Genomic DNA, 21,875 nt, shown 5'->3' on the forward strand with positions numbered 1-21,875 from the left:
TGTCCTAGCGAGTGGTTCTTGTTACTCGCTTTGCTTAACGCACACGAATGGTCGGGTCGCCCCAGCGCAGTTTGTCGCGTACGATCGCAAAATGAGAGTGATCCGGATTCTGCATGAGGCGGAACTTGCGCTGCGCGACGGTGATGCTGATGGGGAAATTCGTATCCCCCTTGAAACGGTTGCGCCCGTCGATGGTGATGCGTGGGTTGGGGGCGTCTTCGCCACTGCTTACCGTGATTTTAGAGGATTGGTCGAAGATGACCGAACGATTCCCCAAGGTGTGTGGACAGATCGGGGTCATGGCAATCGCGCTGACGAGTGGTCCGATGATCGGACCGCCGGCGGATAGGTTGTAGGCGGTGGATCCGGTCGGTGTGGCAAAAATCAGGCCGTCGCAATGGTATTCCGATACGGTATTCCCATTGGAGGAGACGCAGAGACGAATCAGGCCCCGGCCTTCGGTTTCCTTGATCACCACATCATTCAGGCCGTAGACGGATTCACCGGCTTGGTTGGTGCAGCAAAGCACGGAACGCTCTGCGATACTGTAATGTCCCTGGATCAGGGCGGGTAAGTCCTTGGCGGCTTCTTCCTGGGTGAAAGTGGCGAGGAAGCCGAGCTTGCCCATGTTGACGCCGAGGACTGCGGCTCCGGATTCCAAGGCTGCGTCAAGTACGCCGAGCAGAGTCCCGTCTCCGCCGATCGCACAGCAAAGGTCCTGCCCGGCCAAAGCGTCAGTCGGTAGCGGGTAGTCGGTGGTGATGCAGGTCTTGACGCCCTCGCATTCCGCCAAGCCGGCAAGATAGCGGGCGGCATCTTCCGCTCCCGGCTTTGTGGTGTTAACGGCAAAACAAATGGTCTGGATCGGTTCCATTGCGCTGACAGGATCAGGCATTCGAGAGCGGAGGTCGAATGCTTTTTACGCTCTCCGCATCACGGTCCTTACTAGAGCAGGCCGCTGTTGTTTGCAAACAAGTATACCATGCCGCTGCCGTTGTAGGCCACGCGGAGGTTGCCGGTCGCGATATTACCGTCGTCGAGGATGGTGTCCAGTTGAACGCCTTGTTCGGGTGTAAACTTCATGCCGTAGACGTAAACATAGGTGAAGTCCTCTGTGCTGTTATAGAACCAGCTATAGGACCCATCCTTCCAAAAACTGGGCAGGTAGGCGCTGACATCCGGAGGCATGTTCGTATAAGTCATGTAGCTGGGGTAGCTGCCATGCGAGGTCGCGTAGAATTCAACTGCATCCGCAAAGACTCGGATGTTGTTGGCGGCACTCGTTGCCTCGGCCCGCTCGGTGGTCTTGCGAATGCCTGGTACACCCAATAAAGCAAGCAGACCGATTGTCGTCACCACGACCATCAGCTCGATCAGAGAGAATGCATTGGTAGTATGCTGTTTCATCCTCTAGGGTGTTTTGCCTATTCGCTAACTACGCGAGTTTGGTTATTTTTGCAAGCTGAGGCGTCAGTTTTAATGCCAAAAACCATGCTGTCGGAAGCCTCGGCTAAAAACCGATCAAGTGCTCGAAGTAGGCTTTTCCGGTTTGTGGGTCATAAAGCGCGTAGGCGCCGGCGTCGCTTTCGGCGATCAGTCCTTCGCTGAGACTGATGCTGATGGCATTCTGCCAGACGCTGAAATCTTCCGGACTAAAGTTGCCGTCCGTCTTGGCTGGATTGCCGGACTCGCTCAGATCCGTTGGGATGTAGGCTTTGTAGCGGCTGAGTATTTCTTTGCCTGCCAGACGGCGGACGACCATGCCCTGGCTTTCGGCCCAGCGTTTGAAGTTACTCGCGCTGACCTTGAATTCATAGACTTGCACTTGCGAAGACCGGTAGAAGGAGACCATGCTGGCATATTCCGGCAGCCAGTTGACGCTTTCCATGTCTTCACCGTATTCCGGTGCACTACTTAGAAAGAAAAAGACAGCAATGGGCATCGCGAGGATGAGTATCACGAGTGCGTAAAGTGCGCGGATGTCTCGTTGCGACTTCGGCTTGAAGGACTCGAGGGCATCTTCGTAGAAGCGGAGGACGATATTGGCCCGGGCCTTTTCTGCGCCTTCCCGCGCAATAAGATCCTCATAGGAGGCGAGGCGCCAACGCTTCTGCAGTTTCGCGTAGCGTTCCAGTGCCTCCTTCTCCAGTATCCGCTCCTCCTCGTAGGATGTGTCGATGCGAAGCACGCTGACATAGCCCTCCTGGGTCACCCAGGTCCAGGCTTCGCCTTCGCTTTTGAAGTAGCCACCCAGTTGGAAGCGGTCCATGTTCCACCGCCGGTGACCTGCATAAATCACCTTTATCTCCTCCTCAAAGGGGCCGTTGTAGAAATCAAAGCGTACTTGATTGTCGGCCAGTCCGGAGGCCTTCTGGTAGGCCAGTTGTTTCTCCTTTGTAGTGAATGCGCCCAGGGCATGGAGGGAGCCATCGTCTTCGACTCGGACGAGAATATGGAGATAGGGCAGCATGCTCTGTTAGTAACGGGATGCGCCTGTGGGGACGCGTTGAAGGATTTTTTCGGAGAACATGGATTCTGAGTCAATACTTAGCCTGTGATCTTCGTGGTGAAACTTGAGTCTCGGCATGAAAACCGAAAAAAGCCCGGCGTGTGCCGGGCTTTTGGAAAGGATTGGTTGTGTCTGTGTGCTTAGAGCAGGTCTTTGACCGCTTCGTGTTCTTCTTCCAGTTCCTTGACGGAAGCATCGAACTTCGCACGGCTGAAGTCGTTCATATCGACGTCCTTGACGATCTCGATCTGAGTGCCGTCAGTGCGGCAGGGGAACGAGATGATCAGGCCTTCCGGAGTGCCGTAGCTGCCGTCGGAGCAGAGGCACATGCTGAAGGTGTCACCTGCCGGAGTCGGTGTGGTGAGCTTGCGCACGGAATCAACGATGCCGTTGGCTGCAGAAGCGGCGGAGGAAAGACCACGGGCAGCGATGATGGCGGCGCCACGCTTTTGCACGGTCGGGATGAATTCGTCCTTCAGCCAAGCTTCGTCACCGATGACTTCGGCGGCGGACTTGCCGCTGATCTGCGCCGAATAGAAGTCCGGGTATTGGGTGGCGGAGTGGTTGCCCCAGATGGTCATGTTCGTGACTTCGGTCACTTCCACGCCGGCCTTCTGGGCCAGTTGAGTCTTGGCACGGTTTTCGTCCAGCATGGTCATGGCGAAGAAGCGGTCGTTCGGTACGCCTTCGGCATTGTTCATGGCGATCAGGCAGTTTGTGTTGCAGGGGTTGCCGACCACCAGCACCCGGACGTCCGGAGCGGCATTCTTGCCGATTGCCTGGCCCTGGCCGGTGAACACCTTGCCGTTGATGGCGAGCAGGTCACCGCGTTCCATCCCTGCCTTGCGGGGTACGGAGCCGACGAGGAGCGCCCAGTTTACGTCCTTGAAGCCTTCGTCCATGTCGGTCGTCGCGACGACATCCTTGAGCAGCGGGAAGGCGCAATCGTCCAGTTCCATGACCACGCCTTTGAGGGCGTCGAGGGCCGGAGGGATTTCGATCAGGTTCAGGGCGACCGGTTGGTCGGGGCCGAACATGGCGCCTGAAGCGATTCGGAAGAGGAGGGCATAGCCGATATTTCCGGCTGCCCCGGTGACTGCGACACGGATGGGTTCTTTGCTCATAATATCTTGTTTTCGGGTTGTAGGGATCGAAGGAGAACTAGAAAGGAAGACAGCCGTTTTGAAGCCTATCTCCCCAGTGGGTTTAGACAGAAGTCGGCCTAATGGGATTCGTTAGAACTGAAGATTGGGGCCAGTGCGCTGTGTGCCTCCCGGATCATCTGCTCGGTTGTTGCCCAGTCGATGCAACCGTCGGTGATGGATATGCCGTATTTCAGGTCTTCGACCGGTTGGGGGAAAGCCTGGTTGCCGAAGTTCAGGTTGCTTTCGACCATCCCGCCGATGACGGTGGTATCTGTCAGGCTTTGGCGGACCAGTTCGGCAAAAACCTCGGGTTGGCGGGCCGGATCCTTTTCGCTGTTGGCATGGCTGCAGTCGATCATGATGGCGGGAACGAGGCCGGACGAGGTTAGTTTCTCGCGGGCCTGAGCCACGTCGTCGGCACCATAGTTCGGGCCGTGGGAACCGCCGCGAAGGACGATGTGGCAGTACGGGTTGCCATTGGTTGTCAGAGCATTGGCGCGGCCTTCGTTGTCGATGCCGAGAAAAGTCTGCTGCTGGCTTGCGGCCTTGATCGCGTTGATGGCAACCGTCAGCCCGCCGTCGGTGCCGTTCTTGAAGCCGAGCGGCATGGAAAGTCCGGAGGCCATTTGACGGTGCGTCTGGCTTTCGGTGGTGCGGGCTCCGATGGCGGACCAGCAAACCAGGTCCGCGATGTATTGCGGTGTGATCGGATCCAGCAGCTCGGTGGCGGTGGGAACCCCCATCTCGATCACTTCGCGCAGGAAACGACGGGCAATGCGCAGCCCTTCGGGTATATCGCTGGTGCCGTCCAGCTTGGGGTCCATGATCAGACCCTTCCAGCCCACCGTGGTGCGCGGTTTTTCAAAATAGACGCGCATGACCAGAAGCATGCGGTCCTTTACCTCTTCGGCCAGTTTGGCCAGCTTGCGCGCATACTCGCGGCCGGATTCGATGTCGTGGATGGAGCAGGGGCCCACCACGACCAGCAGGCGGCGGTCATCTCCGAAAATGATACGGTGAATGGCTTCGCGGCTTTCCGCTACAAATTTTTCCGCTTTGTCGGTTCTCTGGATCTCCGTGCAGAGCTCGACCGGTGTCGGCAGGAGCGTCTTCGAAGTAATATTGATGTCGGTGACTTTTTTCACAAGGCGGGGAGGTGTAACGAACTGCGGGTTCAGGAACAAGCCCGAATTCTGACGATCTCGGGTTGAAAATCAGGCCATATGCCCACAGTTTCGCGCTATGGGGAAGCTCTATGTACACAGTTTTGAATGGGCCGCGAGGCTCCGTGTGACCGATGAGGATGCTGCCGACTTTCTGCAAAGCCAGTTCTCCAACGACTTGCGCCCTTTTGAGGCAGGGCAATGTGTGTATGGCTTGTGGCTGGACGTGAAGGGGAAGGTGGTGGCGGATGGGTATGTCTGTTGCGAGGGGGACGAATCCTTCCGGATCTACAGTCTCCATAGCCCGGTTGATCGTATCCGGGAAAAGCTCGAGCATCATATCATTGCCGATGAGGTTGTGATCGAGCCGGAGCCGGCTGCTTCAGGCCTCTGCCTGGTCGGGGAGGATTTGCCCGGTATCCTGGATCGTATGGGGCTTGCCATTCCCCCCGCGGGACGGTTTCTCGATAGGGATGGCCTGCGTCTGCTGCCATCCCGCCGTTCGGGCCGGCCGGCCTGTGAATTTGTCTTTGACTGTGCTGAAGATCGGTCCGCTTTTCTGGGGCGCTTGCAGGAGGATCCGGAGTTCGTATCGGATGAGTGGATACAGCTGGAGCGTGTCCGTGCGGGGTTTCCTGCTGTCCCCGCCGAGATCGGACCGGGAGACCTTCCCGGAGAAGGTGGTTTGGAGCGGGATGCCGTCTCTTTTAGCAAAGGCTGCTTCCTCGGCCAGGAGGTTGTGGCCCGCATGCAAAATGTGGGCAAATCCCAGCGTGCCTTATTCGTTGTGGAAGGGCGGGGGGAACTCCCCGTTTTGCCGATGATGCTTGTCAATTCCGCTGGGAAAACGATCGGGGAGCTGCGTACGGCATATTATAATGGCAAAGCTTGGACTGGCGTGGCGCTTCTCAAGTTGCGCTACGTGGTTGCTTCGGCACATGATTTGGATTGTGCCGGCGCGAACTTGCGTCTGTCCGGTCCCTTGCGAAAGGAGCCGGAATGAGCGCGCCCGGTTCGGGGAGAGAGTTGGAGCAGGTAACCCGGCTTTTCCAGCATTGGGGGGCGTCTGAATTACAGGCGCGAACCATGGCCTCTCAGTTGTTGAAACGGGCGGGCCAGCTCTCCGAAGAACGTGGAATTTCGAAATTGGAAGCCACTGAGAACCTCTTGAAACAGGTGATTGAGGCTCGGCAAGACGGTGGAAGTGGCTGATCACGCCCGTTCAGGCCGATTGAGGGGCTCTAATCCTGAAAAAATAGGGCCTTGGAGCGGATTTACTGTTGACGATGCGATTTTGGAGCCGTCTGCTTGATGACGGTTATTACACCAATCAACCTCAACGTACATTACACATATATGAACAAAGCAGAACTCGTTGCAGAAGTGCAAAAATCACTCGGTAAAGACACCTCTAAAGCAGCCGCTGAGCGCGCTATCGAAGCCGTTCTCGAGGGTGTGAAAAAGGGCATCAAGAAGGACAAGACTGTCCAACTGATCGGTTTCGGCACTTTCACTGTAACTAAGCGTGCAGCCCGTGACGGGATCAACCCGCAAACTGGCGAGAAGATCAAGATCAAGGCTTCCAAGGCTGTTAAGTTCAAGGCCGGCGCTGGTCTGAAGGCTGCGCTCTAAGGTTACCCCTGGTTCGTTTTGCAAAAACCCGCAGTCGAAGGCTGCGGGTTTTTTTGTTGCCAGTTCCCCGCCCCGGGGCGGACGCAGCCCCCGGAGGCTGGATTCATGCCGGGCCCAGATGAAAATTACGCTTTGCGGTTGCCAGAGGGCGGAAATCTCTCCTTATTGAGACGCTTTTGAGAATGAAACCCCTTCACAGGAGATAACTATGGGCAAGAGCTTATTTGAAAAAGTATGGGAAGCGCACGCTGTGCGCGAGTTGGCCAACGGCCAGACGCAATTGCTGATCGGCACGCACCTGATTCATGAGGTGACCAGCCCGCAAGCCTTTGGTATGCTGCGGGATAAGAAATTGTCGGTGAAGTTTCCGAATCGTACTTTTGCAACTGTCGACCACATCGTTCCGACCAATGAAGTGGCGGAGCCTTACAGCGATCCACTTGCCCAGGGCATGATTGAGGAGCTGCGTAAGAACTGTGCGGAGAACGGAGTCACCTTTTTTGATACCAATACCGGGCATCAGGGGATTGTGCACATTGTTGGTCCCGAGCAGGGGATCACCCAGCCGGGTACAACCATTGCCTGTGGTGACTCGCACACCTCCACGCACGGTGCCTTCGGCGCGATTGCCTTTGGTATCGGTACCAGTCAGGTCCGTGATGTTCTGGCGACCCAGACGATTGCGCTGAATAAGTTGAAAGTCCGCCGTATCAATGTGGACGGTAGCTTGCGTCCGGGTGTCTACGCCAAGGATGTGATTCTTCATATCATCCGTCTGCTTGGTACCAAGGGCGGTACCGGTTATGCCTACGAATACGCTGGCACGGTCTTCGACAATTTCACCATGGAAGAGCGCATGACTGTTTGTAACATGTCGATTGAGGGTGGTGCTCGCGTGGGCTATGTGAATCCGGATGAAACCACTTTCGAATACCTGAAGGGTCGTCCGTATGCGCCGAAGGGAGCCGATTGGGATGCTGCCGTCGTGCGTTGGGCGGGCTTTGCCTCGGATGTGGACTGCCAGTATGACGATGTGGTGAATATCGATGCAGCTGACATCCAGCCGACCGTCACATGGGGGATCACTCCGGGCCAAGGCGTGGGCATTGACGAGAATATCCCCGCTGTCGAAGAGGGCGCGACCCAGTCGGATCGCGATTCCATTGCCGAAGCGCTTGAGCACATGAAGTTCGAAGGCGGGTCTCCGGTGAAGGGCAAAAAGATCGATGTCGCGTTCATCGGTTCCTGCACTAACGGACGCCTGTCTGACCTTCAGGAAGTCGCCAAGTACGTTCAGGGCCGTCAGGTTGCTGCGGGCGTCCAGGGCATCGTGGTGCCGGGTTCGCAAGTGGTTGCCCAGATCGCCGAACAACTTGGTTTGGATAAGATTTTCAAGGATGCGGGCTTCGAATGGCGCGCTGCCGGTTGCTCCATGTGTCTGGCTATGAATCCGGACAAGTTGGTCGGTGACCAGCTGTGTGCGAGTTCTTCGAACCGCAACTTCAAGGGCCGTCAGGGCAGCCCGACCGGGCGCACCATGCTGATGAGCCCGCTGATGGTCGCTGCGGCCGCGGTGACCGGTGAGGTTTCCGATGCCCGCGAGGTTTTCGGTGTCGCCGAGCCGGCAATGGCTTAACGGTATTCTTCTTTCGTAATTCTAATTTCCAAATTTTATAGCTATGGCTTCCACACCTATCACTCAAGTCGCCGGCAAGGGCGTGTACATCCCCGGTGACGACATTGACACCGACCGTATTATCCCCGCTCGTTTCATGAAGTGCATCACCTTCGACGGTCTTGGCGAATACTTCTTCTATGACGTCCGCAAGACCGAAAGCGGGGAGGATAAGAAACATAACTTGAACGATCCGCGTTTCGCCGATGCCAGCATTATTGTGAGTGGCAATAATTTCGGCTGCGGCAGCTCGCGAGAGCACGCGCCCCAGTCGATCATGCGCGCCGGATTCAATGCTGTGATTGCCGGCAGCTTCGCCGAGATCTTCTTTGGCAATTCGACCAATCTCGGGATTGTCTGTGTGACCGCCTCTGATGAGGACCGTGCGCTCTTGCAGGATGCGATCGAACGGAATCCGGAGCTCGAAATCACGATCAATGTCGAGTCTCACAAAATTTGGTTCGGCGACCAGTGGGTGCCGTGCGATATCAAGGCCGGCGCCCGTGACAGCCTCATGAGCGGGACCTACGATCCGCTTGACGAACTGATTAGCGGGGGGAAGGAAGTGGACGCCGTGGCGGCCGGCTTGCCCTACATGCAGGCGTGACTTCGGCCCGATGATTGCTAGTGTGATGGTGTCAATTCGACATAAACATACTCACACTAACTAATCACAGCTATGGATAATAAAATCGTATTAATCATTCTGGCCATCCTGCTTCCTCCGCTTGCGGTTTTCCTCAAGCAGGGGGCCGGCAAAGGCCTAATCATCAATATCATCCTCTGCTTCCTCTTTTGGATACCGGCCGTGATTCACGCGATCCTGGTAGTCATGTAATCGGGGAACAAATTGATTTCATATCAGACAAAAGGCGCAGCGGAAGTTGCGCCTTTTTCGTATTCGGCCATTTCTTCCTCATGATCGATTGCTTGCCTATGACCTCCGAGTGATGTCTCCTATCTCTTAAATTATGGATCTACTCTCCAACGCCGGTATCTTTATCTATCCGCTTGCGGCCTGTTCTTTTCTCGCGGTCTTTATCACTATAGAGCGACTGATCGCCCTGCGGAATTCACGGGTGATTCCCAAGCATCTGGTGGATGCGTTTGTGCTCGGCGATCTGAAGCAGGTGGAAGCGGATCTGGATTCCGTCTCGGGGCGCATCGTTTCATTCTACCGAGAACGCAAGCCCGATCCCGACGCTTTGAATGCCTTTGCCCGCCTGGAGGTCAGCCGGATGGAGCGGGGAATCTTCCTGCTCGAGGTGGTGATTGGGGCAGCGCCATTATTGGGGCTGCTCGGGACCGTGACCGGCCTGACCCAGGTCTTCGGCGGGTTTTCGGCGGATACCGGTTTGCCGGATCCGGCTGCCTTCATCAAGGGGATTGCTCTGGCGCTGAATACCACCATCCTTGGCCTTGCGATTGCGATCCCTTCGCTGGCCGCCCACGCTTACCTGCTGCGTCGCGTCGAGTCGCTGGCAGCCCGGATCAGTGTGGGTGTGGAATGCATGACCGAGCTCTCCCGGAAACCCAAGGCTTGAGCCATGTCACTGGTCAATCGAAGACGCCGGCCTCCCGCCATCAACATCGTCCCGCTGGTCGATGTGCTCACGGTTCTGCTGTTTTTCTTTCTCGTGACCATGCAGTTTAAGCAGGTGAGTGTCCTGAATATTACCGTACCCAAGATCGAGACGGCAGGTAAGAACGAGATCAAGGAGCAGATATTGATCGCAGTGAGTGCCGAGGGGGAGTTTTTCTATAATGACCGGCCGGTGGACAAGGAGCAATTGGAGGGATTGGTTCAATTGGCCGGTGATACCACCCCGGATATGCCTGTTTTGCTGATCGCCGACGAGGACGCGCCGCTCAAACACGTGACCCTGGTGATGGATCTATGTCGGAGCCATCGTTTGAATAAGCTGCGCCTCCAGTCGAGGTAGCTTTGGCACACCTTTTGTGGCCAGCTTTGGCTTATCTTTACGGGTTTGTTATACAATCATTGATTGACGAGCGTTTGCTTCGCTATACCCTGCGCCCTTTTACCATTCGTGTATGGCCGGCTTCAGTAAAAGTCCGTATGTGGAGGGAGAGCGACTCCAACCGGGGTGTTTTTCTTCGGACGAACTTGTGCCGGTGGCGGAGCTGTCCCGGCAGTGTGGTATTTTCCGGGAGAGGCCTGAGGTGGTGAATTTGCTGGATTCGCTTCCCGGTTTGATTCTGGTTTTGAACCAATCCAGGCAAGTGGTGTTTGTGAACCGGGCGGCGATGGAGTTTTTCGGGATCGAATCGAGAGAGCGGATCGAGGGACTTCGGCCGGGGCATCTGGCGGGATGCATTCATGCGGGATCGTCTTCGGGTAACGGTTGTGGCGCGACTGCGTATTGCAGCGTTTGCGGAGCCTTGCATTCGATCCTCCTTGCGAACGAGGCATTGGTGGCGACCAAAGGTGAGTGCCAACTCTCTATGAAAGACGGCTCGGCTATGAATTTTAAGGTGCATGCGGCTCCTTACGCGCTTGGCGGGGAGTCCTTTACGCTCTTTCAGCTCACTGATATTTCCCAGTTCAAGCGCCAGGAGGCCCTTGAGCGGATCTTCTTTCACGATATCCTCAATACCGTGAATGGGATTCATGGCTTGTCCGAGTTCCTGTGTGCGGATGGAGAGGCTTCCGGGTACGGGGCCATGATACACGACCTGTCCTGCCAGCTGATCGAGGAGATTCACTCCCAGCAGCAGTTTATTCTGGCGGAAGCCGGCGAGTTGGTACCCGATCTCGTTTCAGCCCAGGCCGGCGATATCGTAGCCCGCATTATGTCTCACTACCAGTGCAGCGAGATGGCGCGTGGGAAAGAGCTTCAGGTCAGTCCGGTTTCGGAGGGTTTTGCCTTGTGTACCGACCCCGGATTGTTGCGCCGGGTCATGGGGAACCTTGTCAAGAACGCGCTTGAGGCGACGGTTCCGGGGGGCGTGGTTCAGCTCGAATTCTTTCGTTCGGAGGATCGGGGTATCTTCCGGGTTCGCAATGAGGGAGTGATCCCTCCTGAAGTCCAGCTGCAGATATTCAAGCGGTCCTATTCGACCAAGGGGACTCAGCGTGGACTCGGTACTTACAGCTCCAAGCTTATTACCGAGCAGTCCTTGATGGGACAGCTGAACTTTTCCAGCGATCCGGTCTACGGGACTGTTTTCACGGTTTCACTGCCGCTGGCTCCCTCCAATTAAACCTGTTTCCTGGTTCGTAACGTATTGCGATCTTCGCTAGTAGTTCGGGTTATTTAACGACTTTGAATTTCCTCTAGCTTGCCATCCGAATGTTGGGCCTTATTGGATCGTGTTTATGCCAGTCGTCGATAAACCCCTAGAACAACTACTTGAATACACGAGCAGCAATCCGAAGCCTGCAGACTTTGACGCCTTTTGGGACAAGGGCCTAGCCGAGTTGGATGCCCTGGATCCGGAGCTTGCTTTCTCGGATGCGGAATTTCAAGCGCCCTACGCAAAGTGCCAGTCCATGCATTTTACAGGTACCGGTGGTGCGCGGGTTCATGCCAAGCTTGCGACGCCCCTCAACGCGCCTGCTGGTCCACGGCCGGCCTTGCTTTTCTTTCATGGGTATACCGGTGCGGCGCCGCATTGGATTGAAATGCTGCCCTATGTCGCGGCCGGGTATACGGTCGCCGGTCTTGATTGCCGGGGGCAGGGCGGATTGTCCGAGGATATAGTCCCGACCAAGGGGAATACCTTGCACGGTCACATTATCAAGGGGCTCGATGATGTTCCCGAGAAAATGTACTATCGTAATGTATTCTTGGATACAGCGTTGATGGCCCGTATCGTGATGGGCCTTGGCGATGTCGATGCGACCCGTGTGGGTGTGGCCGGCGGCAGCCAGGGCGGTGCGTTGGCCTTGGCATGTGCGGCCCTGGAGCCTCGCATCAAGCGTGTGTATTCACAGTTTCCGTTCCTGAGCGACTACAAGCGTGTGTGGACTATGGACCTCGACCAGAATGCGTACGCCGGTTTGCGCGATTACTTTCGCCGGTTCGACCCGCTGCATCAACGGGAGGATGCCATCTTTGAAAAGCTGGGCTATATCGATGTCAGCCATTTGTCGGCACGCATCAAAGGTGAGGTGCTTATGGCGATTACCCTAATCGACAATATCTGTCCGCCTTCGACTCAGTTTGCTGCCTACAATGCAATCCAATCGGAGAAGTCGAATCTGATCTATCCGGACTTCGGTCACGAAGGTCTGCCGGGTGCACCGGAGGCGACGTTTGAATTCATGATGGGGCTGTGATCTAGGAGGGCAACGCTCCGTCGTTGCCTCGCATGCTCAAAGAATTAACTGACAACACTTCGGTTGTGACGGAGCACAACCCTCCACTCAAATACCATGAAAGTCGTTCAATGCTGGGATGACGGGGTCAATGATGACATCCGTCTGATCGAGATTCTTCGCAAACACGGGGCCAAGGCTTCGTTTAACTTGAACCCCGCGTCACACAAAGCGCAGCGCGAGGGCGGGTTTAATGAGAAGTGGGGCAAGACGATTCAGCGTTTGGCCAAGGATGAGCTTCTGGCGGTCTACGAAGGCTTCACCATTGCCAACCACAGCATGAGCCACCCTTGGCCAACGCGGATTCCGTTGGAAGACTGGAAGAGCGAAGTGGTGGATGCCCGCAAGGTTTTGCAGGATTGGTTCCAGCAACCCATACACGGTTTTGTCTATCCTTTCGGCGACTGCGACCAAGCTACGGCCGATGTCGTCCGCGAAGCGGGGCATTGCTACGCGCGCACGACCAAGAATGCGACACCCTGCCTGCCGGTGGAAGACCCGATGTTCTTCCATTCGGACTGCCACTTCCACTCTGAACAATTCTGGGAGCTGTACGAGCAGGCCAAGGCATCAAATTGTGGCCTCTTCTACTTCTGGGGCCACAGCTACGAGCTCTGCACTGAGGAACAGTGGCAGGCGATGGATGACAAGATCGCCCGTATCACCGCCGATCCGGATGTCGAGTGGGGCGAATTGCCGGACATCTTCCTTGGTACAGAGCTTAGAAGTTGATCGCGATCACACTGCCGTCAGATAGCGTGGCGATGATTTTCTTGTCTTTCTTAGTGATGGTTTCGGGGTAGGTCTCGTCTTTGGCTGGGTGTATGATTTTTATATACTTTTGAGGGCCGACAAGTTCCTGCAGCTTGACCGTGTCTTTCCCCGTCTCAAGGAAGTATTGGTCGGCCGCGCTGGCGATTTGACGGAGATTGTTGCGTATCATCTTTTCGCGGCTGACTTCACGAACGTGTTGAAAGTCTGATTGTGATTGCTCTATGACGACCTTGCTGAATTTCTGCATGGCGTATGGCTTGTTTGAAATGCTGAGGCACAGCGTCTTGAGCGCAATGCTCCGTTCTGTTTCGGTGCCTTCGTGTAGTTCCTTCAAGCGTTTTAACTCCTCAGATGTAAATGTGTCGATTGCGGCAGTTCCCACTGTTTCGCGAATGATTCCCGATATTTTGGCTTTGAAGGCCTTTTCGCTTTCAGTACTTTCGCCCCGCGTCTGAATCGCGTGCAGTGATGCGCCCATGATCGAAACGCCTTCGAATGTATTCAGGATTTCCTCCTCGCTCGTTTGTTCGAGTATTTGTTCGATCAGATCTGCCTTCTGCACCAGTTCCGACCCATGGCAGCATATTACAGCCAAGAAAAATAGGAGTATGTGTCTCATTTCGTTATCTGTACTAACGAACTTATGTGCATGCAATGATCTATTCTATTTTGACGATTAAATAGGGCGCCGAATGCGATGGCGGTATTTCGTGGCCAGTGCCTCGTTGTGTTCGGCGCCGCCGTCGGCGTTTTGGCTGACATAGGTGGGTGGGGTGACGCCCAGGGCGATGAGGTTCTCGATGATCTCCATGTTGAGCAGGTTCAGCAGGAGCGCGCCGCTCATGGTCGAGGTCGGGCCGACTTTGTAGGCGAATCCGGGTGCGTCGATTGCGGCATCGCCTGGCACGCCGCCATTGTCGAGGACGTAGTCGGCGATTTCGTAGAGTTTCTTGCCCGATGGGTGCCGCGAGTTGGTCGCCTTGGACATTTCCAGCGAGGTCAGGGCGATGACTTTGAGCCCGTTTTCCTTGGCTTCCATCGCGACTTCGATCGGGCTGGCGTTGCGGCCGGAGTTGGAGATCACCAATACGACATCGCCTGCTTGCACGTCATACTGGTAGGCATAGCGCTGGAAAAGCCGTTTGCCGTAGCCCGGAATTTGCTCGGGCCAGCCGTCGGCGGGGTCGTTGATACTGCTGACGGGAACCAGGCCGCCGGCGCGTCGCTCAATTTCGGCAGCCAGGATCTGGGAGTGTCCGCTGCCGAAGGTGTGGAGTACGCCATCGGCTGCGATGGACCGGGCGATCATCTTTCCGGCGGATTTTAGTACCTCCAAATTTTGGTTATAAGCATTGGCCTGCAATGAGTTGGAGAGTTCAAAAAAATTCTGGGCGAGTGACATCCGGCCATGCTGCCCGTATCCGAGTGCAGATGCAAGTTTCCTCCTAGCAGGTAGCAGCAGAACTTATAAGAAACCTGTATTCTTTTTTAGTGTCGTTGTAAGCAGGATTAATGGCTGGAGTGCGCGCACACAGCGAAAGTAGTGAAAAAGATGGAAACAGGAAACGACAAGAATTTGCCAATGATAATTCAAGGCGGGATGGGCGTAGCTGTGTCCAATTGGCGCCTTGCCCGTGCGGTCTCAACTTGTGGTGAGTTGGGAGTCGTGTCCGGGACTGCCTTGGACAGCGTCCTGATTCGCCGCCTGCAGGATGGCGATCCGGACGGGCATATGCGACGCGCGTTGGCCGCCTTTCCCTATCCTAAAATGGTCAAGCCGATTGTGGATCGCTGGTTTATCCCTGGTGGCAAGGCCGCAGACGCCCCCTACAAAATGAAGCCGCTGCCGGTGGTCGACATGGGGATCGCCGAGGTCGAGCTCTGTATCGTCGCGAATTTCGTTGAGATCTACTTGGCGAAAGAGGGGCACAATGGTTTTGTGGGCATCAATTTGCTTGAGAAGATTCAGGTGCCGACTCTTGCCTCGATTTTTGGGGCGATGCTGGCGGGAGTGGATGCGGTTTTGATGGGAGGCGGTATTCCGATCGGTATTCCGGCTGTTTTGGATGCGCTCGCGCGTCTGGAGCCTGCCGAGCTGAAGATGTCAGTTGCCGGCTTCCCCTGTGGTGAGGCACCCCGCATGTGTTTGGACCCGATGGCGCATCTGCCGCAGGATGCCAAACCCCTGAGCCGCCCGAAATTTCTGGCTATTATTTCTTCGGAAGTCCTGGCCAAAACGCTCGTCAAGAAAGCCAGTGGCTACGTTGACGGATTTGTGGTGGAGCACTATTCCGCAGGTGGCCATAATGCGCCGCCCCGGAGCAAGGACGGCTATGGCGAGCGTGATATCTGCAATATTTCGAAGATTGCCGAGCTGGGGCGCCCTTTCTGGTTGGCCGGGGGCTATGCCTCGCCGGACAAGCTGCTGGACGCGCTGGCTCTGGGAGCCCAGGGGATCCAGGTCGGAACGGCTTTCGCCTGTACCGAGGAATCCGGGATGCTGCCTGAAATCAAGGCAGAGGTGATCGAACTTTACCGCTCCGGAAACTTGGATGTCATTACGGACTATCAGGCTTCTCCGACCGGGTATCCTTTCAAGCGGGTTGATCTCGCCTGCAACGACGGTGAGGAACCACGCTATCCCTGCGATCTCGGCTACTTGCGCCAACTCTACCGTACGGAGTCCGGTGAAGTCGGCTACCGTTGCCCGGTTGCGCCCGCTCATGTCTATGAAAAGAAGGGCGGTTCGGCCGAAGAAACCGTGGGCAAGCGCTGCCTATGCAATGGATTGATGGCATCGATCGGCCTTGCCCAGGTCAAGGACGGTGCGCCCGTGCAGCCCTTGGTGACCTGGGGAGAGGACATGTCCTTCTTGGATGCTTTTGCCAGCGAGGCTCCGATCCGTGTGTCCGATTTGGTCGTTTATCTGCGCTCCAAGCTGCCAGCCTCTATGAGGACGGTTGCTTGATGCTGGGTTAGACCTGGGGATATTTACGAGTGCAAGCCCAGCAGCTTGAGTCCGATTGTAATCCATAGTGGAATCGTGACGAGGCTGATTAGGGTCGTACTGAGTACCAGTTTCAGGGCGACCTCGGGCGATCCGTCGAAGTGTCTGGCCAGTACGATGGGGAACACGCCGCAGGGCATGGCCGCCTGAATGCACATCACCGCCTTCAATTCGCTCGGCAAGGGGAGTATAAACGCGACGAGCAGGAAGAGGGCGGGCAGTATTCCGAGCCGGAGCAGGCAGCCGATGACCGGCAGCCGTTTGTTCTCCTTCATTTTGACTCCGGCGGCCAGGTCCGCAAAGGTTGCCCCGGTTAAGAGGAGTCCGAGTGGGATGGCACTTTGTCCGAGCAGCGAAATCGACTCGATGAACATGTCGGGCATCCGCTGGTCGATTTGCAGGAGGTTCAGTGGTGTGGCCAGCAGGATCGCGATGACGGGGCCGCTGAAGATACGGCGCCAAGCGGATTTCGGATCATTGGCCGAAAGGATGAAGCCCACGCCCAGGGTCCACATCGCAATTTCCACTCCAAGGTTATGAACCAGAAGTACACCGGTTGTTTCGCGGTCAAAGAGGAGTGCAATGATCGGAATCGGTAGGTAGCCGTAGTTGTAGATGCCCGTCGTAAAGGCAAAGGTGCGGCATTCTCGCTGGTCGCCGAGTCCGAATTTGCGGGCCACCAGCATGGCCAGGGCAAAGCCGGCTACAATTGTGGTGAGGCCGACCAAGGGTGGCAGCAATATGTTGGAAGGCTGCCGTAGCGCATCATTGCCGAGAATGTGGTCGAAGATGAAGCAGGGGTAGAGAAGGTTGACCACGACCGACATCAGGCTGCGGTCCGCCTCCGCGTCGAGCCAACCGAGCTTCCGTACCAGAAAGCCGGCACCAATGACCAGGAAGATCGGCATGACCGCGGTGAAGATGAGTTGCGTGGTGGGCATTGCTATTGAATTATAAGGTGACTGAGGAGATGGCAAAGCGGAGTATGTCAAAGCCCGCCGCGTTGGGATTAACCCAGGATTCGCTGCATGACTTCCGCCGAAACCGGTTCGTACGCACGGTAGGTGGCATGGGCGCCCGCCAGAACATCAGGAAAGGCGTTGTGGTCGGCTTCATCCGCGAATTCAAAGCCGAGCAGGGCGCGACCGACACGTTCCCCGGAATAAACGTAGTTGAAATAGCATAGATTCGCGTGGGGGCTGACCGCCTTGAGAAATCCGGCGAGGGCACCGGGGCGTTCGTGGAAGTCCAGGGTCATGAAATAGGGGTGTGACAAGAGCTTGGATTCATAATGGATGAGCCGGAAGGCGACATCCGTGTCTGAAGTCACTTCACTGAACTGGTACCCGCCGGCGTTCAGGGCTCGGGCCAGCACGTCGAATTCCATCGGTGCGACATCGAACCCGATGACCGGGTTGGCATCGCTTGCATCGGTCTTACCATATTGGAAATCGACGATGTTAACCGAATCCGGCAGGGCTTCGAGCAGTCGGTACATCGATCCTGCTTGCTCCGGGATCGCGATGCGCAGGAAGCGTCGGCGGGCGGCACCGACCGCGGCGCGTCGTGCGATGGTCGCAAGTTGTTCGAAGTCCATGTTGGCTCCGCAGAGCACGGTCAGCACACGCTTGCCCTTTAACGTCTCCAGGCATTTCAAGGCGGCGGCCATTCCCATCGCACCGGAAGGTTCCGGAATGCAGCGCAGCTGTTCCCAGAAGAACTGGATGGCGGCGGACACTTCGTCGTTCGTGACAGTCATCCACTCGTCGATCACTTCGGCACAGATCTGGTAGGTGAGATCCCCAACCCGGCGCACTGCTGTGCCGTCACAGAAAATGTCCACCCGGTCCAGCGTGACGGGGTGGCCTGCCTGAATCGCAGCGGCCATGGATGCCTGATCGCACCCTTCGACCCCGATGATCCGGATGTCCGGGTAGTGCATCTTCAGCCAGGTTGCGGTCGCCGCAGCCATGCCACCGCCGCCGACCTGTAGGAATGCGACATCAAACGGACCTTTCCCCGACATGATGATTTCGTCGGCGAGTGTGCCCTGGCCGCCCATCACCGCGAGGTCGTCATAGGCATGGATATAGGTAAAGGCTTCTTCCGCCGCACACTTGTGCGCCGCCGAGCTGGCCGCATCGTAGGTGTCCCCCACCAGACGGATCTCTACATTGTCGCCGCCCAATTGACGAACGGCATGCTGTTTCATCCTCGGGGTGGCCAATGGCATGTAGATCAAAGCGCGGGTTCCCAGCTTCTTGGCGGCCAGGGCGACGCCTTGGGCGTGATTGCCGGCTGAAGCAGTGACGACGCCACGGGCCAATTCTTCGGGCGAGAGTTGAGCCATGCGGTTATATGCTCCGCGCCATTTGTAGGCTTTGATCGGTGAGATGTCTTCGCGCTTTACATAAATGGAGCAGTCGTTCCATTCGATCGCTTGGAGAGGGGTGGCCTGACCGACTTCATAGATTCGTTGCCGGGCGAAAAGGATTTCCTGGCGAACTGAGCGAATGAGCGATTCCGATGACATGGCGGCATTCAATCCTTCTGCCGGGGAAGCGCAAGCGAGGTTTGCATTTCCCGCCCTTTGCCAGACTGTGATGCCGCATGTCGAGAGATTGGAACGCCGCTTATTTGAATGATGAGACGCCCTGGGATAAGGGCATGCCCTCGCCGCCGTTGATGGAATTCCTGAAGCGGCGGCAGATCGCAGGGACGGTCTTGATCCCCGGTTGCGGCCTCGGGCATGATGTCCGTTTGCTCGCGGGGCAGGGGGCAAAGGTGCTGGGGATGGACATTGCGCCCGCCGCGGTCGAACGGGCGAGGCGGGTGCCTCCAGTTGCAGACGAACGTTTTGAGGCCGCCGATTTCCTCACTCTGCCGGATGAATACGTGGGACGCTTTGATTGGGTGATCGAGCACACTTGTCTCTGTGCCTTGGATTTATCGCAACGGACCGAATATGTAGAATCGGTGTGTCGTGCGCTAAAGCCGGGGGGCTACTATCTCGCGGTGTTTTACCGTATGATTCCCCATGATGATGGAAACGGGCCGCCATTTCCAATTTCCGAGGCATCCATTGATGCCCTCTTCGGTGGGGTGTTTGACATTTTGGAACGCTTTGTTCCGTCCGAGTCATATTCCAGTCGCCCCTACGGTTGCGAGGAGGTTTGCTATATGCAACTGAACGGAGGCTGCTGACTCCCTTCGCCTTCCGCGTTGGTTTACGTAATGATGCGCTTGTTCTTGAACATGCGAAGCGTGCGCTTCCTGGCTTTGTTTTCCAGTCTCCGCTGGTTTATGAGATCGCTGAAGCCGGGACGCAGCATGAATTTCGGATTGGTGAGCCGTAGTATTTCCGGGAATTCATATTTGAATTCTTCCAGAAATTCGGGGTTGAGCGAACCGAAGTATTTTTTCGCCCAGCGCACGCGGTAAAAGTTTTTGTAGTCGTCGATCCACTTCTCCAAGCTATCCATCGAGACGTTCTTGTACTTGCTGATTCCCGTCGGATCTCCCAGACGCCCCCGGTTTGTCGTCGACAGTTGCACGTCTTCCGGGGTTTCGAATTCTTTGATGCCGAGCATCTCGTTGATCTTTAGCAGGGTGCGCTTGTTGTCGGCGACGAGATCTTCGTACCGGATGCTGGTTACGTTTGGGGTCGCTTCGTGTGCTTTGTGGAAAGCATACAGTTTGTCCAGTGCTGTGGTGAGGTCCGCTCTGTGGTTATCCAGCCACCAGTGCCCCGACCGAAAGGTGTTGCTCAATGAGGCCGCGACCGCCAAGGGGTGGCGGAACAGGAGAATATAGTATGCATCAGGGAATGTCTTGTAGATCTCGTCGATGATCAGCGTGTAGCGAGGGGTCTTGTCGATGAAGAACCGCTTTCCTTCCGCCAGATTGGTGTAGATGTCTTCCATCAGGAACCTGACGTGTCGCCGATAACTGTCGTCGAACCCGTTCCAGTTCTTCCGGATGTCGTCCTTGGCGATCTCGATGTTTTGTTCCCGGTAGCTGGAGTATCTGGAAATATCTTTCGGCTCTCCGAGTAAGCGTAAGAGCAGGCTTGTCTCTCCCAAGGTGGCACATTCGGATGTGCCGGTTAAAATACGCTGCAAGAGGGTCGAGCCCGATCTGGGGATGGAGAGTATGAAGATTGGGCGTTCCATTTGTCTTTATCCGATCACCTGATCAAGCGATGCCTTCGGGCTTTGTGGCATGTTTCTCGGTGATGTTCTATCTTTTTTTAGGCTTCTCCGGATAAATGCGAGCCTACATGGTCCGAATCGCCTAGGGAAAGACTCCGCGCATCTCGTAGACCTTGTTTAGGTGCTCGATTGCAGCCGCATAAGAGGCGAGACGCAGACTGCAGTTCAGACGCTTCCCCATGTCCAGTGCACGTTGTGCAGAGGCGGCCATGACCTTGCGTAGGCGCGCGTCGACCTCGCTTTCATCCCAAGTCTCCGACTGCCGGTTTTGCTTCCACTCGAAATAGCTGACGGTCACCCCCCCCGCGTTACAGAGAATTGCCGGGAGTATGGTAACGCCTTTGTCGAGCAGGTGCCGTTCGGCATGAGGGGTGGTCGGGGCGTTCGCGCCCTCCACGAGTATCTTGCAGCGCATGTGCGTGGCGTGTTCCAGATCGACCATTTGCTCGAGTGCCGCAGGAATGAAGAGGTCGACTTCAGTCGCATAGAATTGTTCGGTGCTAATGGCTTTTGCTGCGGGGTAGCCCTGTACGCCTCCATGCTGCTTGACGTAATCACTCAGTGCGTCGGCATCGATGCCGTCCGGGTTTTGGATGGCTCCGGTATGGTCCATCACGGTCATCAGTTTGCTGCCTCTCGCTTGGAGCAGCCGGCCGGTCCAGGAACCGACATTTCCGTAACCGATCAGGCTGAAGGTGGCACCTTCCACTTGCATGCCCATTCCGGGGAGCAACTCTTCGAGGACAAAGACAAGTCCTTGCCCGGTTGCTTTTTCTCGTCCTGCCGAGCCTCCGAACTCGAGTGGTTTGCCGGTCACCACGCCACGGGCCGTTACCTTGGTGGAGGATTCGGCAAAATTGATATAGGTGTCTGCCATCCAGGCCATGATCTGCGCGTTTGTGCCCACGTCGGGGGCAGGAATATCATAGTCGGGGCCGATGTTGCTGCCCAGTGCCGCAGTCAGACGGCGGGTGACCCGCATCAGCTCGGCCCGGCTTATCGCCCGAGGGTCTACCTTGAGGGCCCCTTTGGCCCCGCCAAAGGGCAGGCGGGCGAGAGCACATTTCATTGTCATGAGTAGTGCCAGGCTCTTGACCTCATCGAGCTTGACCTCCGGGTGGTAGCGGATGCCCCCCTTGTAGGGCCCCAGCACATTGTTGTGCTGCACCCGGTAGCCTTTGAACAATTGCCAGCTTCCGTCATCCATCTGCACGGGCAAATGAAACATGATTTCGTTCTTTGGCTGAGTTAGGATCAGTTTTACCCTGTGCGGTACGTCGAGCAGGTTGGCGGCTTCGAGCACGGATCCGATCGTCTGGAAGTAAAGGTTATGCTCGTCGTAGTATTCCTCCAGTTCATGGAAGAGTTCACGGGCGGATTGGCAGGCTGGGGTATTGCAGGGCTCCATAATGGAATC

At 56.3% G+C, this 21,875-nt stretch carries 23 protein-coding genes; 12 read left to right on the top strand and 11 right to left on the bottom strand.

What is annotated here, in order from left to right; translation table 11 throughout:
- Positions 1-34 precede the first annotated feature (34 nt).
- The 5 genes from O2597_RS15000 to O2597_RS15020 all read right to left on the bottom strand — a co-directional run bounded on the left by O2597_RS15000 (position 35) and on the right by O2597_RS15020 (position 4,799).
- On the bottom strand, positions 35-895 hold the full coding sequence (locus O2597_RS15000) for an NAD(+)/NADH kinase (RefSeq protein ID WP_269526127.1): 861 nt from the start codon (positions 893-895) through the stop codon (positions 35-37).
- A gap of 50 nt (positions 896-945) precedes the next feature.
- Positions 946-1,407: a type II secretion system protein gene (locus tag O2597_RS15005; protein WP_269526129.1), complete on the bottom strand. Its 462-nt coding sequence runs from the start codon at positions 1,405-1,407 to the stop codon at positions 946-948.
- A gap of 103 nt (positions 1,408-1,510) precedes the next feature.
- Positions 1,511-2,470, bottom strand: a complete 960-nt coding sequence (locus tag O2597_RS15010; protein ID WP_269526131.1) for a hypothetical protein — start codon at positions 2,468-2,470, stop codon at positions 1,511-1,513.
- A gap of 179 nt (positions 2,471-2,649) precedes the next feature.
- A complete protein-coding gene (locus O2597_RS15015; RefSeq protein ID WP_269526133.1) occupies positions 2,650-3,633 on the bottom strand; it encodes a malate dehydrogenase in 984 nt (327 codons plus the stop codon).
- 98 nt (positions 3,634-3,731) lie between these two features.
- Positions 3,732-4,799 carry a 3-deoxy-7-phosphoheptulonate synthase gene (locus O2597_RS15020; protein ID WP_269526135.1) on the bottom strand — a complete coding sequence of 356 codons (1,068 nt, stop codon included), beginning with the start codon at positions 4,797-4,799 and terminating at the stop codon, positions 3,732-3,734.
- Positions 4,800-4,896: 97 nt separating this feature from the next.
- Between O2597_RS15020 and ygfZ the strand changes: the two genes are divergently transcribed.
- The 10 genes from ygfZ to O2597_RS15070 all read left to right on the top strand — a co-directional run bounded on the left by ygfZ (position 4,897) and on the right by O2597_RS15070 (position 13,198).
- On the top strand, positions 4,897-5,820 hold the full coding sequence (gene ygfZ / locus O2597_RS15025) for a CAF17-like 4Fe-4S cluster assembly/insertion protein YgfZ (protein ID WP_269526137.1): 924 nt from the start codon (positions 4,897-4,899) through the stop codon (positions 5,818-5,820).
- A 353-nt stretch (positions 5,821-6,173) separates the two neighbouring features.
- Complete coding sequence (locus O2597_RS15030) at positions 6,174-6,449, top strand: HU family DNA-binding protein (RefSeq protein WP_269526139.1); 276 nt, start codon at positions 6,174-6,176, stop codon at positions 6,447-6,449.
- 208 nt (positions 6,450-6,657) lie between these two features.
- Positions 6,658-8,085, top strand: coding sequence for a 3-isopropylmalate dehydratase large subunit (gene leuC / locus O2597_RS15035; protein WP_269526141.1), 1,428 nt, complete (start codon positions 6,658-6,660; stop codon positions 8,083-8,085).
- A 43-nt stretch (positions 8,086-8,128) separates the two neighbouring features.
- Positions 8,129-8,731 carry a 3-isopropylmalate dehydratase small subunit gene (leuD, locus tag O2597_RS15040; protein WP_269526143.1) on the top strand — a complete coding sequence of 201 codons (603 nt, stop codon included), beginning with the start codon at positions 8,129-8,131 and terminating at the stop codon, positions 8,729-8,731.
- A 72-nt stretch (positions 8,732-8,803) separates the two neighbouring features.
- The gene (locus O2597_RS15045; protein ID WP_269526145.1) at positions 8,804-8,962 is read left to right on the top strand and encodes a YqaE/Pmp3 family membrane protein; all 159 of its coding nucleotides are present in this window, start codon (positions 8,804-8,806) and stop codon (positions 8,960-8,962) included.
- 133 nt (positions 8,963-9,095) lie between these two features.
- Complete coding sequence (locus O2597_RS15050) at positions 9,096-9,668, top strand: MotA/TolQ/ExbB proton channel family protein (protein ID WP_269526147.1); 573 nt, start codon at positions 9,096-9,098, stop codon at positions 9,666-9,668.
- A 3-nt stretch (positions 9,669-9,671) separates the two neighbouring features.
- The gene (locus O2597_RS15055; RefSeq protein WP_269526149.1) at positions 9,672-10,067 is read left to right on the top strand and encodes an ExbD/TolR family protein; all 396 of its coding nucleotides are present in this window, start codon (positions 9,672-9,674) and stop codon (positions 10,065-10,067) included.
- A 112-nt stretch (positions 10,068-10,179) separates the two neighbouring features.
- Positions 10,180-11,349: a PAS domain-containing sensor histidine kinase gene (locus tag O2597_RS15060; protein ID WP_269526151.1), complete on the top strand. Its 1,170-nt coding sequence runs from the start codon at positions 10,180-10,182 to the stop codon at positions 11,347-11,349.
- A 115-nt stretch (positions 11,350-11,464) separates the two neighbouring features.
- Positions 11,465-12,427 carry an alpha/beta fold hydrolase gene (locus tag O2597_RS15065; RefSeq protein ID WP_269526153.1) on the top strand — a complete coding sequence of 321 codons (963 nt, stop codon included), beginning with the start codon at positions 11,465-11,467 and terminating at the stop codon, positions 12,425-12,427.
- Between the two features lie 96 nt (positions 12,428-12,523).
- Entirely contained in the window at positions 12,524-13,198 is a 675-nt protein-coding gene (locus O2597_RS15070) for a polysaccharide deacetylase family protein (protein WP_269526155.1), read from the top strand.
- Here O2597_RS15070 and O2597_RS15075 read toward each other — a convergent pair.
- The gene (locus O2597_RS15075; RefSeq protein WP_269526157.1) at positions 13,188-13,802 is read right to left on the bottom strand and encodes a hypothetical protein; all 615 of its coding nucleotides are present in this window, start codon (positions 13,800-13,802) and stop codon (positions 13,188-13,190) included. The two genes, O2597_RS15070 and O2597_RS15075, sit on opposite strands and share 11 nt — an antisense overlap.
- Before the next feature lie 114 nt (positions 13,803-13,916).
- Positions 13,917-14,642: an SIS domain-containing protein gene (locus O2597_RS15080; protein ID WP_269526159.1), complete on the bottom strand. Its 726-nt coding sequence runs from the start codon at positions 14,640-14,642 to the stop codon at positions 13,917-13,919.
- Positions 14,643-14,822: 180 nt separating this feature from the next.
- On the opposite strand from O2597_RS15080, the gene O2597_RS15085 reads away from it, so the two are divergent.
- Entirely contained in the window at positions 14,823-16,208 is a 1,386-nt protein-coding gene (locus tag O2597_RS15085) for a nitronate monooxygenase (protein ID WP_269526161.1), read from the top strand.
- A 23-nt stretch (positions 16,209-16,231) separates the two neighbouring features.
- Here the strand turns inward: O2597_RS15085 and O2597_RS15090 are convergent, their stop codons facing one another.
- Positions 16,232-17,188, bottom strand: a complete 957-nt coding sequence (locus tag O2597_RS15090) for an AEC family transporter (RefSeq protein WP_269526163.1) — start codon at positions 17,186-17,188, stop codon at positions 16,232-16,234.
- A gap of 68 nt (positions 17,189-17,256) precedes the next feature.
- Complete coding sequence (ilvA, locus tag O2597_RS15095; RefSeq protein WP_269526165.1) at positions 17,257-18,780, bottom strand: threonine ammonia-lyase, biosynthetic; 1,524 nt, start codon at positions 18,778-18,780, stop codon at positions 17,257-17,259.
- Positions 18,781-18,857: 77 nt separating this feature from the next.
- Between ilvA and O2597_RS15100 the strand changes: the two genes are divergently transcribed.
- Positions 18,858-19,451, top strand: coding sequence for a methyltransferase domain-containing protein (locus O2597_RS15100; protein ID WP_269526167.1), 594 nt, complete (start codon positions 18,858-18,860; stop codon positions 19,449-19,451).
- Between the two features lie 23 nt (positions 19,452-19,474).
- Here O2597_RS15100 and O2597_RS15105 read toward each other — a convergent pair whose 3' ends face one another.
- Entirely contained in the window at positions 19,475-20,419 is a 945-nt protein-coding gene (locus O2597_RS15105) for a sulfotransferase family protein (RefSeq protein WP_269526169.1), read from the bottom strand.
- 121 nt (positions 20,420-20,540) lie between these two features.
- Positions 20,541-21,866, bottom strand: a complete 1,326-nt coding sequence (locus O2597_RS15110; protein ID WP_269526171.1) for a Glu/Leu/Phe/Val family dehydrogenase — start codon at positions 21,864-21,866, stop codon at positions 20,541-20,543.
- Between the last annotated feature and the right edge of the window lie 9 nt (positions 21,867-21,875).

Origin of the sequence: Coraliomargarita parva (assembly GCF_027257905.1) — a bacterium.
GTDB lineage: Bacteria > Verrucomicrobiota > Verrucomicrobiia > Opitutales > Coraliomargaritaceae > Coraliomargarita_A > Coraliomargarita_A parva.